Source organism: Caulobacter sp. DWR2-3-1b2, assembly GCF_049896345.1.
In the GTDB taxonomy this organism is placed as follows: Bacteria; Pseudomonadota; Alphaproteobacteria; order Caulobacterales; family Caulobacteraceae; genus Caulobacter.
Genome location: NZ_JAFCUC010000008.1, coordinates 84106 through 99006 on the forward strand (window position 1 = coordinate 84106; position 14901 = coordinate 99006).

The following is a 14901-nucleotide window of genomic DNA, read 5'->3' on the forward strand; positions in this document are numbered from 1 at the left end:
CTCCCCCTGTGGGGGAGGCGGCCAAAGGCCGGTGGGGGGCGTGAAACGACATGCGAGAACCCAAGGCCTACGTGGCCCGAGCGCGTGAGCTGCGGAAGGAAATGTCCTTGCCGGAACGAGTGCTGTGGTCAGCCCTGAAGGGGTCTCGGCTCGACGGTTTGAAGTTTCGCCGCCAACATCCGATGGGACCCTACGTCTTTGACTTCTTCTGTGTTTCAGCGCGGCTGGCGGTCGAGATCGACGGCTACGCGCACGAGGTCGGCGACCAGCCCGAGCGCGACGCCATCCGTGACGCCTGGATGGCGGAACGGGGTGTGCGAACGCTCCGAATTCCCGCTCGTTGGGTGCTGGACGACGTGGATAGCGCGGTCGCGGCGATCCGCACGGACATGCAGGAACACTCCCCCCACCGGCCCTTCGGGCCACCTCCCCCACAGGGGGAGGATTTCCGCTTCTAAGTCCTCCCCCTGTGGGGGAGGTGTCGGCGAAGCCGACGGTGGGGGGAGTATGCGGCCCCTACAGCACCGACAACCGCGGCCGCCTCCCGATCCCCAGCATCAAGTCCGCCAGCGCCCAGACCAGGGCGTCCGCCCGGTCCGGGCTGTGCGCCAGATCGCCCGACCCCAGGGCCATCAGTTCCTCCTCCAGGGCCGGAAAGGCCCCGCAGTGAACCACCCGGCCCTGTTCATACAAGGCCGCCACCGGCTCGGCCCTGGCCCGCTTGCCCAGCGAGGCCTTGACCAACTTGACCGGGCACGGCGGGTCGGCCTGGGCCAGGACGGCGCGGACCATGTCGCCGCCCTGGTTGGCCTCGGCCACCAGGGCGTCGGCGTCGAAGCGGTGGGCGGCCTCGACGGCGCGCCTCGCCCAGCCGTGGGGCGACAGGCCGCGCGCGGTCAGGTCGGCCAGGACGAAGGCCCGGTCGCCGGCCCGGCCGCAGACCACGATGCCGCAGGCGTCGCCGCCGGCGGTGGCCGGCGGATCCACCGCCACGACCACCCGGTCGAAGGCGGCCGGCGGCGCGCCCCGGCAGCGGGCCAGGTCCTCGGCGCGGAACAGCCCGCCCTCGCCCTCGACGATCAAGCCATCCAACTCCTGGGCGGCCAGGCGCGTGCCGCCGTACAGGCTTTGCAGCGTGGCCAGGAAGGCCGGAGCGAGATAGGCCGCATTGGCGCCGGTGGCCGCGCGGGTGTCGATCGTGCCGGGCTCGGCGATCAGGGTGCGCAGGGCGCGGATCGGCCGGGGCGTGGTGGTGACCACCAGGCGCGGATCCTGGCCCAGGCGCAGGCCAAAGCGCAGCATGGCCAGGGTCTCGGCGGGCCTCCGCCAGGCGCAGAACTCGTCGGCCCAGGCGGCGTGGAACTGGGGGCCGCGCAGGCTGTCGGGATCCTCGGCCGAGAAGGCCTGGGCGACGGCGCCGTTCTTGAACTCCAGGCGCTTGCGGCTGGCGCGCCAGGTCGGCCGCTCGCCGGGCGGGTAGAGGCTCTTGATGCCGGACGGCCCCTCGATCATCACTTCGCGCACGTCGTGGAAGGTGGGACCGACCAGGGCGAGGTGGACGCCGGGCTCGGCTTGGTCGACGATCCAGGACGCGCCCGCGAAGGTCTTGCCGGCGCCGCGACCGCCGAGGAACAGCCAAGTGGTCCAGGGGTCAGATGGGGCTTTCTGGTGAGGGGCCTGCGACGGCCGCAAGGCCTTCATCTGACGCTCCAAGGCCGACCACGGGGTGTTGGCGACCCATTCCTTTAGCTTCTCTTCGTTCAACAAGAGCAGCCAGTCTTCGCTGGATTTCGGTATGAAAAGCGGCGACGCGTTCGGGGGTGCGGCCAGAGTCGTCATCCATTTCCATCTCCGGGCTGGGGTTCTCGTTGTTCTCGTTGGCGGCCGCCTTGGCGGCCTGGGCCTTCATCCTGGAAGCCTTGATCGCCCTGGCGTCGGCCATGACATCGGCCAGGGAGCGGCGGCTGGCGGCGACGGTCGCGTTCATCCGGCGCGCGGTGAAAGCGACGGAGCCGAGCAGCTTGGTCTGCTCGGCCGGGGTGCGCAGGGCGGTGGTGTCCTGCACGTCGAAGAGGTTGGCGATGTGCAGTTCGACCAGCAACCTATCGCCGTCTCGCATCAGTTCCTCGGGGCTCATCTCGCTTCTCCGGGCCATGACACAAAGATACGGCAGCAGCGGGCGCGCCAGCGCAAAGAGGGTGAGATAGTTTTAGAGCATTGATTTTACTTGGGTCTGTGTGCTCGACGCCGAGCGTCGACGGCGCTCTATCCCCAGGAGGGGGCTGAAAAGCGCCCTAATGGACCGCTTGCCAGCGGTCCGAAACACCGCTCATCCCGGCGAATGCCGGGATGAGCGGATCAACGGGATGACCGCCCAGCCCCTTCCCGATCCGCCCGCCACGGCGAGGCCGCGCCTTGAAACCTTGATGGCGAGCTTGCTCTGGCGTTTGGCCGTGTCAAGGACCGGCCTCCGGCCGGCCGCGGAGCGGCGGCCCTCCGGGCCGTCCTTGACACGGCCAAACGCCAGAGCTCCAATCCACCAAGGGTTTAAGGCGCAGCCGCATCCGGGGCGGATGCGGGCGTTCGCCGGGGAGCGGATATTAGCCGGCGTGCCAGCGGAACGCCGGACTACTCTGCCGTCTGAGCTCAGTCGCCAGTATATGCGCCTGCTCAACGCTCAGCCGCTGCGAAGGCGGCCAAGTAGAATCTGCGGCTGGTGGAATAAGAGAGAGGCTTAAACCCGGATTCGGTGCGGCAGCTATGTTTAAATTACGGCCGTATACAGCGTGAAAAAGCGCCTCACCGGCTCCGAATAAGAATATCTTTAAATTATCAGAGTTTGGCTTTCCATTGGATTGGTGGCTAGCCTTAGAAGAAATTGAGTGGAAAATCGTATCCCATGGACTTTCGCCACACCTGTATAGTTGTATAGTGAGTGGAGACGGTATAATTCTCTCCGCGAAAAACCCTCTTCGCTCATCCGTCAGAAACACACTTCTGCCTCCAGGGGATGCATCAGCAACTATGATTTTAAGAGTTATCCACTCCGAAATATTTTTTAACCCTTCTGTCCCGATCTGGCGCTGCTCGCCTAATATCAGTGCGGTTACGTCTAAGCGTGAACTTTCCTCAAGACGACTCATCCACCCATTGTTGCAGGCGCGACAGACGACGCGTAGCCGGGCGTCAGTGATGCGCCCTTGTCGCTCAAATTGACGCGAGAGCCCAACAGAGCACTGACCATCGGAAGGGTCATTGGAGCCTATTTGGCTATACCCGTTAGTTTCAGGGAGTATATCCCGCGCCCAAGCAGGCCAAAGATGCTCGCGCGAAAGCCCTCCATCACCACAGAAAATGCAGCCTTTTGGCGGTTTGAGTCTACTCACATGACGTCTCATATTAATGAGGTGACTTTTATAACATGAGCTGCCAACTACGGTGCCGCTAGTCGACAAGTGTCCTTAACAACACGATTCCGCCAAAGTTCGAATACGGAGCACTATGCTCCACCGCGTTGGAAATCAGACTTTCATCGCCGGCTTGCAAACCCCCTACTCCTCCGGCTCCCAGTCCACCACGTCACTCTTGTCGTACATCAGATCCAGCGCCACGAAGTCCATGGCGTCCTCGGCCTGGTCGAACGATAGCTCCGACACCGTCTGATCCCGCACCGAGACCCCTGCCGTGTGGACGCTCTCCGGATCGCCGGTGATCAGCGGATGCCACAGCGGCAGGGTCTTGCCCTCGTTGAGCCGGCGATAGGCGCAGGACGGCGGCATCCAGGCCAGGCGCTCGATATTGTGCGGCGTCAGCTTGATGCAGTCGGGCACAGTCTTCTTGCGGTTGGGATAGTCGCTGCAGGTGCAGCTGTGGGTGTTGAACAGCTGGCAGTGCACCCTTGTGGGGATGATCTCGCCGGTATCTTCGTCTTCGAAGCGAACCAGGCAGCAAAGGCCGCAGCCATCGCATAGACTTTCCCACTCGGGGACGGTCATCTGGTTTAGGGACTTCGTCTCCCAGAAAGGTTTGCGCGCCATGATCCCGGCGTCCTAAACCCAAACGCTGCCGATACCAACCGGGACCATGGGACGATCGTGAACGACTGGACGCTGCCGCCCTATCGGTTCAACGACAAGGCGGCGCCGGCCGAGGGCGCGCGTCCGCCCGCGTTCGGCTCGGCTCCACCGCCGCCACCGCCTCCGCCTCCCCCGCCCGAACGCCTGCCCGAACCCCCACGCCGGCCCGAGCCGGAAGAGCCGTTCCGCGCCGACCTGAAACACGCCAAGGCCCGGAAGGGCCGGTGGATCTGGATCGCCGTGCTGGCGCTGTTCGTCGTGGGCCTGGTCACCGCGGGCTCCGGCGTCGGCATGGTCTGGTGGAAGTACCTGCGCGACGTGCCGCCCCTGCCCTCGCGCGAGGCGCTGTTCGCGGTCAATCGCGCGCCGGGCATCCGCTTCGAGGACCGAGGCGGCCAGGTGATCGCCACCCGCGGGCCCCGCTATGGCCAGCGGATCACCCTGGCCGGCGTGCCCAACTACCTGCCGCTGGCCTTCCTGGCCGCCGAGGACAAGCGCTTTTACAAGCACGGGGCCATCGACCCCTATGGCATCGTCCGCGCCGCCTGGGTCAATCACCGGGCTGGCCGCACCGTTCAGGGCGCCTCGACCCTGAGCCAGCAACTGGCCAAGGGCCTGTTCCTGACCCCCGACCGGATCACCAAGCGCAAGGTCCAGGAGATGGTCCTGGCCTGGAAGCTGGAGCGGGTGCTGACCAAGGACGAGATCCTCGAGCTCTATTTGAACCGGGTCTATTTCGGGGCCGGCACCTATGGCGTCGACGGCGCGTCCCAGACCTATTTCAACAAGCCCGCCAGCCAGCTGACCCTGTCGGAGGCCGCCCTGCTGGCGTCCTTGCCCAAGGCCCCCACCCGCCTGGCCCTGACCCGCGACATGGGCGGAGCCATCGCCCGCTCGCGCCTGATCCTGGCCAATATGCGTCGCGAAGGCTGGATCACTCCCGAGCAGGAGAGCCGGGCCCTGGACGACACCCCGCGCCTGTCGCCCCTGGCGAGGCAGGACGAGGGCGATTTTGGCTGGGTGCTGGACTACGCCACCACCGAGGCCGTGCGCATCGCCGGCCAGAACGCCCCCGACCTGGTGGTGCGCCTGACCATCGATCCGCGCCTGCAGCATGTGGGGGCCGACACCGTGCGCCAGGCCATCGCCATCGGCGGGCAGAGCGCCGGAGCCCGCCAGGCGGCCCTGCTGTCGCTGTCGGCCGACGGCGCGATCCGGGCCATGGTCGGCGGCACGGACTATGTCGACAGTCCTTTCAACCGCGCCGTCCAGGCCAAGCGCCAGCCGGGCTCCAGCTTCAAGCCGTTCATCTATGCCGCCGCCCTGGAGAAGGGCGTGCTGCCCACCGACATCCGCGTGGATGGACCCGTGCAGTTCGGCAGTTGGAAACCCGAAAATTACAGCGGAGGCTATCGCGGCCCGATGACCGTGCAGAGCGCCTTGGTCAATTCGATCAACACCATCGCCATCAAGCTGGCCCAGGAGGCTGGCGGTCCGGCGATCGGCGATCTGGCCCGGCGGTTTGGAATAACGTCGCTGCCGTCCAACCCCGACCTGTCGGTGGCGCTGGGGGCCTATGAGGTGAACCTGCTGCAGCTGACCTCGGGGTTTCAGGTGTTCCAGCAGGGCGGCAATCGGCTCGAGCCCTATGTCATCGAGACGATTACCACCCAGGACGGCCGGGCGATCTTCAGCCACATGGCCGCGCCCAATCTCGTCAGCGTCTACGACATCGCCAAGGCCAGCATGATGGTGCGGATGATGAAAAAGGTCGTCGAGATCGGCACCGCCAAGCGGGCCGCCTTCGGCTGGCCGGCGGCGGGCAAGACCGGCACCAGCCAGAACTGGCGCGACGCCTGGTTCGTGGGCTTTACGCCGGACTATGTCACCGGGGTCTGGGTGGGCAATGACGACGACAGGCCGATGAACAAGGTGGTCGGCGGCGACATCCCGGCCAGCATCTGGCGGCGGTTCATGCTGAGCGCCCACGAGGGCCTGGCGATCCGAGACTTCCCGTGGCTGCTGCCTGACGCCGCGCCCACGAGCGCGCCCGACCCGCGCAATGGCTTCTACGAAACCCTGGCCTCGGAATTCGCCCGCACCGCCGCCGAGGCCGAGCCGGTGGTCGCCCCCGAGGCGCCGGTTCCGGCGCCAGCCCCGCAGCCGGAACTGCCCTATTAGCTTAGGGCTGACGGGGACACACACTCATTCCTTCACTCAAGCCGTCTTGGCAGCGTCGTCAGGGTGAGTGTGTGTCCCCAAACAGCCAATTCACCTCTCCGATTGACAACGAGCGAAACTAGAACAAATATAGAACAAAAATGGGGACATCTCATGCCCAGAACGGCGCGCGTGGTCATCCCAGGAACGCCGCACCACGTCACTCAGCGCGGCAACCGCCGACAGCCAACCTTTCTCTGCGCGGCCGACTACAAAACCTATCTCCAGCTCGCGGCCGAAGCCTTCAAGGCAGCAGAGGTCGAGGTCTGGGCCTACTGTTTAATGCCCAACCACGTCCACCTCATCGCCACTCCCTCGACCGACGAGGGCTTGGCCGAGGCGATCGCCATGACCCATGTCCGCTACACTCGGCACATCAACCGCCGTGAGGGCTGGAAGGGTTACCTTTGGCAAGGCCGGTTCGCGTCGTTTCCGATGGACGAGACCTATCTGCGCCTCTGCGCCCGCTATGTGGGACTGAACCCGGTGCGAGCCGGCCTGACTCGCCGGGCGATCGACTGGCCATGGTCCAGCGTAAGAGCGCACCTGACCGGTCATGCCGACGTGCTGCTGGCGCCCGCGCCTCTATCGAGACTGCTGGGAGACGACATGGCTACCTTCTTCGATGACGACATTAGCGCCGACGCACGTGTCGCTTTGCAGGTCGCGACGCGGTTGGGGCGGCCGCTAAAAGCCAGAGCCGAGATTTAGGATGATTTGGGGACACACACTCATCCCAGCGCCTCGGTCGTGCGAGAGCCGTGGTCTGGGTGAGTGTGTGTCCCCGTCCTCATCCCCGTCCTCCGCCGCCCCCGCCCCCGCCGCGCTGCAACAAGAAATCCCCCCGCCCCCGCGCCGGCCCTGCTATAGCCCCCACCTCCTCCTCCGTTTCCGTTCGACAGTAGACCCACCGATCATGGCTTCCCCTCTCCGCGCCTCTGGCAAGGCCCCTGTCCTGGCCCTCAAGGACGTTCGCCTCGCCGATGGCGCCAAGCCGCTGTTCGACGGCGTCGACCTGGCCCTGGAGCCGCGGATCCGCGCCTGCCTGGTCGGGCGCAACGGGGCTGGCAAGTCCACCCTGCTGAAGATCCTGGCCAACCAGGGCGTAGAGCCCGACAGCGGCGAGCGCTCAGCCCAGCCGGGCTCGAAGATCGTCTATGTCAGCCAGGAGCCAGAGATCACCGGCGACACCCTGCTGGACTATTGCACGGCCGGCGGGGCCGAGGACTACGAGGCCCACGCCACCCTGGCCGATTTCGGCCTGGACTACGCCAAGAGCACCCAGGGCCTGTCGGGCGGCGAGCGTCGCCGGGCGGCGCTGGCCAGGGCGTTCGCCGAACAGCCCGACGTGCTGCTGCTGGACGAGCCGACCAACCACCTGGACATCTTCGCGATCCAGACCCTGGAAGAGGAGCTGGCCGGCTCCAAGTGCGCCGCCCTGATCGTCAGCCACGACCGCGCCTTCCTCAATCGCGTCACCCAGCGCACCTTCTGGCTGGAGCATCGCAAGGTGCGCCGCCTCGACAAGGGCTTCGCCGAGTTCGAGCTGTGGAGCGAGCAGGTGCTGTCGGCCGAGGCCGACGAGGAGCGGCGGCTCAACAAGCAGCTGGAGAAGGAAAACGCCTGGCTGGCCCGCGGCGTCCAAGGCCGCCGGGCCCGCAACGAGGGCCGTCGCCGCGCCTTGATGGACCTGCGCGGCCAAAAGAAGGACCTGCAGTCCGACAAGCGCGGCAGCATGACCATGGCCGTCGAGAGCTCGGGCACGTCGGGCAAGCGGGTGGTCGAGGCCAAGCACGTCACCAAGCGGTTCGGCGACCGGACGATCATCGAGGACTTCTCGACCCGCATTTTGCGCGGCGACCGCGTGGCCCTGGTGGGCCCCAATGGCGCGGGCAAGACCACGCTGGTGCGGATGCTGCTGGGCGAGATCCCGATCGACGAGGGCACGGTGCAGCTGGGCACCAATCTTGAGATCTCCTATGTCGACCAGAACCGTATGGCTCTGTCGGAGAAGATGACCCTGTGGGACTTTCTGACCCCCGGCGGCGGCGACTCGATTCTGGTGCGCGGCATCGCCAAGCACGTGGCCGGCTACGCCAAGGAGTTCCTGTTCACCGAGGCTCAGCTGCGCCAGCCGGTCACCAGCCTGTCGGGCGGCGAGCGCAACCGCCTGCTGCTGGCCCGGGCGCTGGCCTCGCCGACCAACCTGATGGTGCTCGACGAACCGACCAACGACCTGGACATGGACACGCTGGACCTGCTCGAGGAGCTGTTGGCTGATTTCGAGGGAACCCTCATTCTGGTCAGCCACGATCGCGATTTCATCGACCGCCTGGCGACCTCGACCATCGCCATGAACGGCCATGGCAAGGTGCTGGAAACCCCGGGCGGCTGGACCGACCTGATCGACCAGGCCCCGGACTTCTTCAAGGGCGCCCGGGGCGCGGCCGGCGACTTCGCCACCGGCACAGGCTCGCACAAGGCGGTGCTGACCCCGCCGCCCGCGCCCACCCCGCCGAAGAAGACCGTCAAGCTGTCCTACAAGGATCAGCGGCGGCTGGAGGAGTGCGAGACCCTGGTCGCCGCCTCGCCCAAGATCATCGCCGACATCGAGGCCAAACTGGCCGATCCGGCCTTCTATGCCAAGGACCCGGTCAGCTTCGACAAGGTGATGAAATCTCTCGACAAGGCCCGAGCCGACCTGGCCACGGCCGAGGAAGAATGGCTGGCGCTCGAGGAAAAGCGCGAGACCATGGCGGGTTAGCGCCCGCCTAAAGCCCCGCAACGAACAGGTCGGGCTTGCCCAGCGGCACGCCCTTGGCGCGCAGGATGGCGTAGGCCGTCGACAGGTGGAACATCAGGTTGGTCGTCGCGAAGACACTCAGCCAGTGGCCGGACTCCAGGGTCGGCTCCATGCCCTGGGCAATGGCGTAGGTCAGCAGGACCGAGTCGCGGCCTTCGAACTGTTCGGCCGTCAGCCCCGCCAGGAACGCCTTCGCCCCGGCGATGGCGGCTTTCAAACCGGCCAGGTCAAGCTGGTCGCCGACCGCTTCGGGAACCGGCAGGCCCGCCACCCGCGCCGGCCATTGCTGGGCGAAGTTGCAGACCACCATCAGTTGAAAGCGCAGCGGGTGCATGTCGTCGATCAGCCGCCAGTCGAGCACGGCTTCCTCGCTCAGCCCGTGGGCCGCGGCATGGGCCGCGCCTTTGGTGAGCAGGTGCTCGGCGGTCCCCAGGTGGCGGGTGAACAGATCCACGAAAGTGAACAGGCTGACGGTCATGACGGGCGTCTCCCTAGGCTTTTGAGCGGAGATTGCGGTCCTGGAGCCGCGCTGGCAAGGGCCTGGATCCTTCTCCCCTTGCGGGAGCAGGGACCCTACAGCCCCAGCGTCTTGCGCAGGAACGCGTCGGCCTTGTCCAGCATCTGGGCGCGCGCCGCGCTGTCGTCTAGCTGGTGATCCAGGTCCTTGAACACCACCAACTCGGCGCTCTTGCCCGCCGCCTTCAGCCGCGACAGCATCAGGCGGGACTCGCCGATCCCGACATTGGTGTCGTCGTCGCCATGGAACATCAGCACCGGCGCCTTGATCTTCTCGGCGTTCCGGGCCGGCGAGCCTTCCTTCACGTGCGGTCCCCGGCCAATGAAGGCGTCGACCAGCTTGTATTTGTCATAGAGGCGCGCCTCTTCGCGCAGGGTCTCCAGGTCGGTGACTGGGGCGACCGCAACAATGGCCTGGAACAGGTCGGGGTCTAGCACTGAAGACTGCAGGGCCGCGTAGCCGCCGTAGGACCAGCCGACGATGGCCAGCTTGCCCGGCGCGGCGACGCCCTGGCTCTGCAACCAGCGCCCGGCGTCGTTGATGTCGCCGACCGCCTGGCGCCACGACTGGAAGCCGTTCTTCTCGAACCAGGCCTCACCATAGCCCGACGAGCCCCGGAAGTTGGGCTGCAGCACCGCGAAGCCGCGGTTGGCGAAATATTGCGACAGCCAGTCGAAGCCCCACTCGTCGCGCGCTTCCGGCCCGCCGTGCGGCATCACGATGGCGGGGATGTTCTTGCCGTCGCTGCCGGGCGGCAGGGTCAGATAGGCCGGCACCATGGTTCCGTCGGCGGCCTTGTAGGTGATGGCCTGAACCGGCGAGAGCTTGAAATCCGCCAGCTCGGGCCGCTGGGCCATGACCTCGCTAAGCTGGTGGGTGTTGCGGTCGTACAGGTAGTATCGCCCCGGATCGACGTCGCTGCCGGCCCACAACAACAGCCGCTTCTCATCAGCGCTGGCGTCAACAAACGTGACGACGGGATGGCCCAGCAAGGCCTTGGACAGGGACGCGGCCAGCTTCTGCAGGGCCGGGTCGAAGAACACCGACTGGCGTTTGTCGGTCGCGAAGCTGGCCCCGACCACGCGGTTCTGGCGGCCGATACGGATCACGTCGTCCACATCGACGTCGTCGCGGGCGACCAGAACCTCGCGCTTCATCGCGCCGTCCAGCGACAGCCTAACCAACGCCTGGCGACCGTCCACCCGTTCGAAGCCGTAGGCGGCGTTCAGGTCGCGATCCACCGCTACGGGCGAGAAGCCCGTGTAGGCCTCGGCGTCATAGGTCCCGAGCGGCCGCCAGTCGGCGCCGGCGCCCGGCAGGCGGTAGAAATAGTTGGTCCGCGCAGTCCGGTAGCCGGCATTGGTCTTGGGCTGCTGGCCGTAGATGCGGACCGCCCCGTGCTGGTCGGAGAGATACTCCACCGCATCGCCGCGCGGCGGCTCGATCGGGCTGCGGGCCAGGGTGGTGGTGTCGACCCGCTCGACCGCTAGGCCGCTCTTCTGGTTGGACAGCATTGTCCCTGTCGTCTCCTCGGGCATGAACGACCGGGTCATCAACAGCGCGCCATTGGCGTCGTCGGCCAGCCAATCGACGATGTCGCCGCCGTCCTGCCGGTAGGCCACCGCCATCCCGCGGGAGCGCGCGCTTAGCTCCTGCACCTTGGTCCCGTCAGCGTTGACGGCGACGATGCGTGAATAGCCGATCTTCTCGGCGTCCTGATCCACCATCATGAAGATGCCGCAGACCAGCCGGCCGTTGGACACCCAGTGGCAGTTGGTCAGGCGGTCGGGATGACCGGATGAACCGAGGATAGGCTTGGGCTGGCCGGCGCCGTCCAGCCGGGCCACGAACACGGCGGTCGCCTGGCTTTCGGCCAAGGGCTGAACCAGGGCGATCGACTGGCCGTCGGGCGACAGACTGGCCTGCTGCACTCTCTGGCGAGCCCCGAACGCCGTGGCGGCGGGAGTCTCGGCCGCGAGCGCCGTCCCTGCCAACGCGGAAAGGGTAAGGCCGGTCAGGGCGGCCCCGATGGGTCTAGGCATGGATCAACTTACTCTGGGTTGCACCCGCGCATTAGATCGAAGCTTGGCCTTAAATCAAGTCGGGGATCGACGCTTAGTCGTGCAGTGGGGCCTTGGCGCGCCGCCCGGCCTGGTCCGACAGGGCCGTGCCGACAGAGGCGGCGATGACGCAGGCGATGGCCAGCCATTGGCGGCGGACCAGGTGCTCGCCCAGCAACAGCAGGCCCGCCAGCGCCCCGACCGCCGGTTCGAGGCTGAGCGTCACCCCGAAGCTACGCTTGGAGATGCCGCGCATGGCGACCATTTCCAGCGAATAGGGGATGGCGCTGGAGACCACGGCCACCACCAGGCCAAGGCCCAGCACCATGGGGTCCAAAAGCTTGGTCCCGGCCGCCACGATCCCGAACGGGGCCACCACCAGGGCGGCCGTGGTCATGCCCAGGGCCACCGACTGGCCGCCATGCAGATGACCGGTTCGCTGGCCGGCCACGATATAGAGCGCCCAGAACACCGCCGCCGCCGCCGCGAAGGCCACGCCTGCCGGGTCGAGATTGAGGCTGGCGTCGCCCAACGGCAGCAGCAGGGCCAGCCCGACCACCGCCAGGCCGATCCAGGCGAAATGGCTGGGCTTGCGAGCGTGCAGCATGGCCAGGCTGAGCGGGCCGGTGAACTCGATCGCGATCGCCAGGCCCATCGGGATGGTCCGCAGCGACATGTAGAAGCACAGGTTCATCGCCCCCATGACCGCGCCATAAATCGCCACCGCTCTCAGATCCGGCCCCGCCCACCGGGTGCGCCAGGGCCGCCAGACCACCAGCAGGATCAGGGCCGAGAACCCCACCCGATAGGCGCTGGTCCCCTGGGCCCCGACCAGCGGGAACAGGCTCTTGGCGAAGGACGTGCCGATGCACAACGACACCATGGCGCCCAGCAAGGCGGCGTAGGGCGTCAGGGCGCGAAGGCGAGCGGCTTGCGGCATAAGCCGTTGCCCTAGAACGCCTCGTCGTCCTCGACCGCGTCACCGTCCTCTTCGCCGCCCATGGCCGCTTCGAGGCTCTCGATGATGTCGTCCATCTGGGCCGAAGTGATCTCGACATAGAGGGCGTCGCCGCCCACCGCCGAGACCAGCAGCCTATAGCCGTTCTCGGTTTCCTGCAGGCTAAAGGTTTCGAGGAGCTGCAGCTTGGCCATGGGGTGTCTTTCAGAATGAGGAAGGCGGGATATAGGCGCGGAGCCCGCCCTCCGAAACCCTCTCCTACTTCAGCGCCCCGCGCCGCAGCATGGCGATATGGGCGGCGATCAGCGCCTCGCGCTCGACCCACGGAAACTCCGGCCGGGCGATCAGCAGCGAGACCAGTCCGTGCAGCCCCGCCCACAGGGTCTGGGTCAGGCGCAGGGCGTCGTCGTCGGCCGTCAAGCCGTGGTCGTGGAGGTCGGCGATCATCGCCACGAAGCCCTGGAAGGCTTCAAGACCCGCCGCCATGGGCCGCCCGCCGCTCCGCGAAAGGAACGAGCCGTCGTGGCTCTTCTCGACCATGAAGGCCACGCGATAGGCGTCCGGTTCGCTGAGGCCAAAGTCGATATAGGTCATCATCGCCCGGTCGAACATCTCCGGGGTCGGGGTCCACTGGGCCTTGCCCGCCTCCATTCGCGCCGACAGCTTGGCGAAGGCCCGGACGCACAGCTCGGCGATCAGGTCATCCTTGGTGGCGAAATAGGCGTAGAGCCCCGGCTGGCTGATGCCGGCCGCCTCGGCGATCTGCCGGGTCGAGACCGCCTGCAGGCCGTTGGCGCTGAACAGGGTCAGGGCGGCGTCGAGGATCTCCTCGCGACGTTCGCCGCCCTGGCCCTTGGCCTTGCGGGGAGATCGGACCTGCGGCGCCTTCATCGTTTCGATGCTTTCTCCGACCGCGAGCGGCTTGACAAGTCGCGATAATCTATCACTGATAACTTATCATCGATCGATAGTCGAGGGGGCGGGGTTATGGGCACGGAGAAACTCCCTTCGCCCTGGAGGGGAGAAGGGTCGGGGATGGGGGCGGCGTCGCTGGAGGCGGCCGCTGCGTTCGCGCCTTATCCTAATGCGTTTCCACCCCCATCCCCAGCCCTTCCCCCCTCCAGGGGGAAGGCGGCGTTCCTTGCCCTGCTCTCCGCCCTCGCCCTCACCGCCTGCGGCCCCCACAAGACCCCGGCCGCTCCACCCCCGCCCCAGGCGGTGGAGGCCGTCGCCGTCGCCGCGCCCCACGCCAATGGCGGCGTCACCGCCACCGGGACCCTGGAGCGTCGCCGGCAGATGGCGCTGTCGTTCCGGATCGCCGGGGTGCTGACCCGGGTCGGCGTCGAGGCCGGCGACCCGGTCCGGGCTGGCCAGGTGCTGGCCGCGATCGACCCGGCCGCCGTCGACGCCCGCCAGCAAGCCTCCAGCGCCGAGCTCGACAAGGCCCGCCGCGACCTGGACCGGGCCAAGATTCTCTTCGCCAAGGGCTATGTCACCAAGGTCCGCGTCGACGACGCCGAGAGCGCCGTGCGCTCGGCCAGCGCCGCCTATGGCGGCGCGGCCTTCGACCGTCGCTGGGCCCAGCTTGTTTCCCCAGCTTCCGGCGTGGTGCTGGAGCGCAAGGCCCAGGCCGGCGAGGTGGTGCAGGCCGGCCAGGCCGTGGTCACCGTCGCCGACCTGACCAGCCCGCTGGTGCTGCGCGTCCCGCTGGCCGCCCGCGACGTCGCGGGGATCGCGGTCGGCTCGCCCGTGGAGATCACCGTCGACGCCCTACCTGGCCAGATGCTGACGGGCCACGTCACCCGCGTGGGCCAGGCGACCGACGTGCGGACCGGCGCGGTCATCGTCGAGATCGAGGTCGCCGCCTCCTCCAACCAAGAGAGGCCTGACCTGCGCAGCGGCCAGATCGCCAATGCCCGCCTCGCCTCCCGCGCGCCCACCGCCAACGCCGGCTTCGCCCGCATCCCCGCCGAGGCGGTGCTGGAAGCCTCGGGCGGAAGGGCGGCCGTGCTGCGGCTGGAGGGCGGCAAGGCCCGCCGCACGCCCGTGCGGTTCGGCGGCTTCGACGGCGACGACGCCTTGGTGGCCGGCCTGCCGGACGGCGCGCGGGTGATCACCGCCGGCGCCGGCTTCGTCTCGGACGGCGACCGGGTGACGGTTACGGATGCCAAGGCGCTGGGCGGGAAGGCGGGGCGATGATGCGCTCTGCCTTTCTCGCTAAGGCCCCCACATTTCAGCCGTCATTCCCGCCCTTGTGGCGGGAACCC

Annotated in this window: 13 protein-coding genes; 5 read left to right on the top strand and 8 right to left on the bottom strand. The window is 67.3% G+C overall.

The genetic code is table 11. The annotated features are described in order from the left end of the window. Positions 1–50: 50 nt before the first annotated feature. On the top strand, positions 51–458 hold the full coding sequence (locus tag ACP694_RS18565; protein ID WP_426014914.1) for an endonuclease domain-containing protein: 408 nt from the start codon (positions 51–53) through the stop codon (positions 456–458). Positions 459–516: 58 nt separating this feature from the next. Here ACP694_RS18565 and ACP694_RS18570 read toward each other — a convergent pair whose 3' ends face one another. From ACP694_RS18570 to ACP694_RS18580, 3 genes are all read right to left on the bottom strand, one after another. Next, the gene (locus ACP694_RS18570) at positions 517–1701 is read right to left on the bottom strand and encodes a DNA-packaging protein (protein ID WP_426014916.1); all 1185 of its coding nucleotides are present in this window, start codon (positions 1699–1701) and stop codon (positions 517–519) included. Continuing rightward, on the bottom strand, positions 1652–2137 hold the full coding sequence (locus tag ACP694_RS18575) for a hypothetical protein (RefSeq protein WP_426014918.1): 486 nt from the start codon (positions 2135–2137) through the stop codon (positions 1652–1654). Before ACP694_RS18575 ends, ACP694_RS18570 begins: the two co-directional genes overlap by 50 nt. 1414 nt (positions 2138–3551) lie before the next feature. Continuing rightward, positions 3552–4040 carry a YcgN family cysteine cluster protein gene (locus ACP694_RS18580; protein ID WP_426014966.1) on the bottom strand — a complete coding sequence of 163 codons (489 nt, stop codon included), beginning with the start codon at positions 4038–4040 and terminating at the stop codon, positions 3552–3554. A gap of 54 nt (positions 4041–4094) precedes the next feature. Between ACP694_RS18580 and ACP694_RS18585 the strand changes: the two genes are divergently transcribed. From ACP694_RS18585 to ACP694_RS18595, 3 genes are all read left to right on the top strand, one after another. After that, positions 4095–6257, top strand: a complete 2163-nt coding sequence (locus ACP694_RS18585) for a transglycosylase domain-containing protein (protein ID WP_426014920.1) — start codon at positions 4095–4097, stop codon at positions 6255–6257. Between the two features lie 153 nt (positions 6258–6410). After that, the gene (locus ACP694_RS18590) at positions 6411–7007 is read left to right on the top strand and encodes a transposase (protein ID WP_426014923.1); all 597 of its coding nucleotides are present in this window, start codon (positions 6411–6413) and stop codon (positions 7005–7007) included. A 205-nt stretch (positions 7008–7212) separates the two neighbouring features. Beyond that, positions 7213–9060 (top strand): ABC-F family ATP-binding cassette domain-containing protein, encoded by a 1848-nt coding sequence (locus ACP694_RS18595; RefSeq protein WP_426014924.1) that lies wholly within the window; start codon positions 7213–7215, stop codon positions 9058–9060. 7 nt (positions 9061–9067) lie between these two features. On the opposite strand, the gene ACP694_RS18600 is transcribed toward ACP694_RS18595, so the two are convergent. From ACP694_RS18600 to ACP694_RS18620, 5 genes are all read right to left on the bottom strand, one after another. Then, positions 9068–9577 (bottom strand): DUF1993 domain-containing protein, encoded by a 510-nt coding sequence (locus ACP694_RS18600; protein ID WP_426014927.1) that lies wholly within the window; start codon positions 9575–9577, stop codon positions 9068–9070. A gap of 95 nt (positions 9578–9672) precedes the next feature. Beyond that, positions 9673–11658, bottom strand: a complete 1986-nt coding sequence (locus tag ACP694_RS18605; RefSeq protein ID WP_426014929.1) for an alpha/beta fold hydrolase — start codon at positions 11656–11658, stop codon at positions 9673–9675. Positions 11659–11731: 73 nt separating this feature from the next. Further along, positions 11732–12616, bottom strand: coding sequence for an EamA family transporter (locus tag ACP694_RS18610; RefSeq protein WP_426014931.1), 885 nt, complete (start codon positions 12614–12616; stop codon positions 11732–11734). Positions 12617–12627: 11 nt separating this feature from the next. Next, positions 12628–12828 (bottom strand): hypothetical protein, encoded by a 201-nt coding sequence (locus ACP694_RS18615; RefSeq protein ID WP_426014933.1) that lies wholly within the window; start codon positions 12826–12828, stop codon positions 12628–12630. A 64-nt stretch (positions 12829–12892) separates the two neighbouring features. Then, positions 12893–13525: a TetR/AcrR family transcriptional regulator gene (locus ACP694_RS18620; RefSeq protein ID WP_426014935.1), complete on the bottom strand. Its 633-nt coding sequence runs from the start codon at positions 13523–13525 to the stop codon at positions 12893–12895. A 327-nt stretch (positions 13526–13852) separates the two neighbouring features. Here ACP694_RS18620 and ACP694_RS18625 point away from each other — a divergent pair, with 327 nt between their 5' ends. Next, entirely contained in the window at positions 13853–14833 is a 981-nt protein-coding gene (locus ACP694_RS18625; protein WP_426014937.1) for an efflux RND transporter periplasmic adaptor subunit, read from the top strand. The last annotated feature ends 68 nt before the right edge of the window (positions 14834–14901 follow it).

Coding starts and splice junctions, on each gene's coding strand:
- ACP694_RS18565 (WP_426014914.1), top strand. CDS start 51: ATGCGAGAACCCAAGGCCTACGTGGCCCGAGCGCGTGAGCTGCGGAAG.
- ACP694_RS18570 (WP_426014916.1), bottom strand. CDS start 1,701: ATGAAGGCCTTGCGGCCGTCGCAGGCCCCTCACCAGAAAGCCCCATCT.
- ACP694_RS18575 (WP_426014918.1), bottom strand. CDS start 2,137: ATGAGCCCCGAGGAACTGATGCGAGACGGCGATAGGTTGCTGGTCGAA.
- ACP694_RS18590 (WP_426014923.1), top strand. CDS start 6,411: ATGCCCAGAACGGCGCGCGTGGTCATCCCAGGAACGCCGCACCACGTC.
- ACP694_RS18595 (WP_426014924.1), top strand. CDS start 7,213: ATGGCTTCCCCTCTCCGCGCCTCTGGCAAGGCCCCTGTCCTGGCCCTC.
- ACP694_RS18600 (WP_426014927.1), bottom strand. CDS start 9,577: ATGACCGTCAGCCTGTTCACTTTCGTGGATCTGTTCACCCGCCACCTG.
- ACP694_RS18605 (WP_426014929.1), bottom strand. CDS start 11,658: ATGCCTAGACCCATCGGGGCCGCCCTGACCGGCCTTACCCTTTCCGCG.
- ACP694_RS18610 (WP_426014931.1), bottom strand. CDS start 12,616: ATGCCGCAAGCCGCTCGCCTTCGCGCCCTGACGCCCTACGCCGCCTTG.
- ACP694_RS18615 (WP_426014933.1), bottom strand. CDS start 12,828: ATGGCCAAGCTGCAGCTCCTCGAAACCTTTAGCCTGCAGGAAACCGAG.
- ACP694_RS18620 (WP_426014935.1), bottom strand. CDS start 13,525: ATGAAGGCGCCGCAGGTCCGATCTCCCCGCAAGGCCAAGGGCCAGGGC.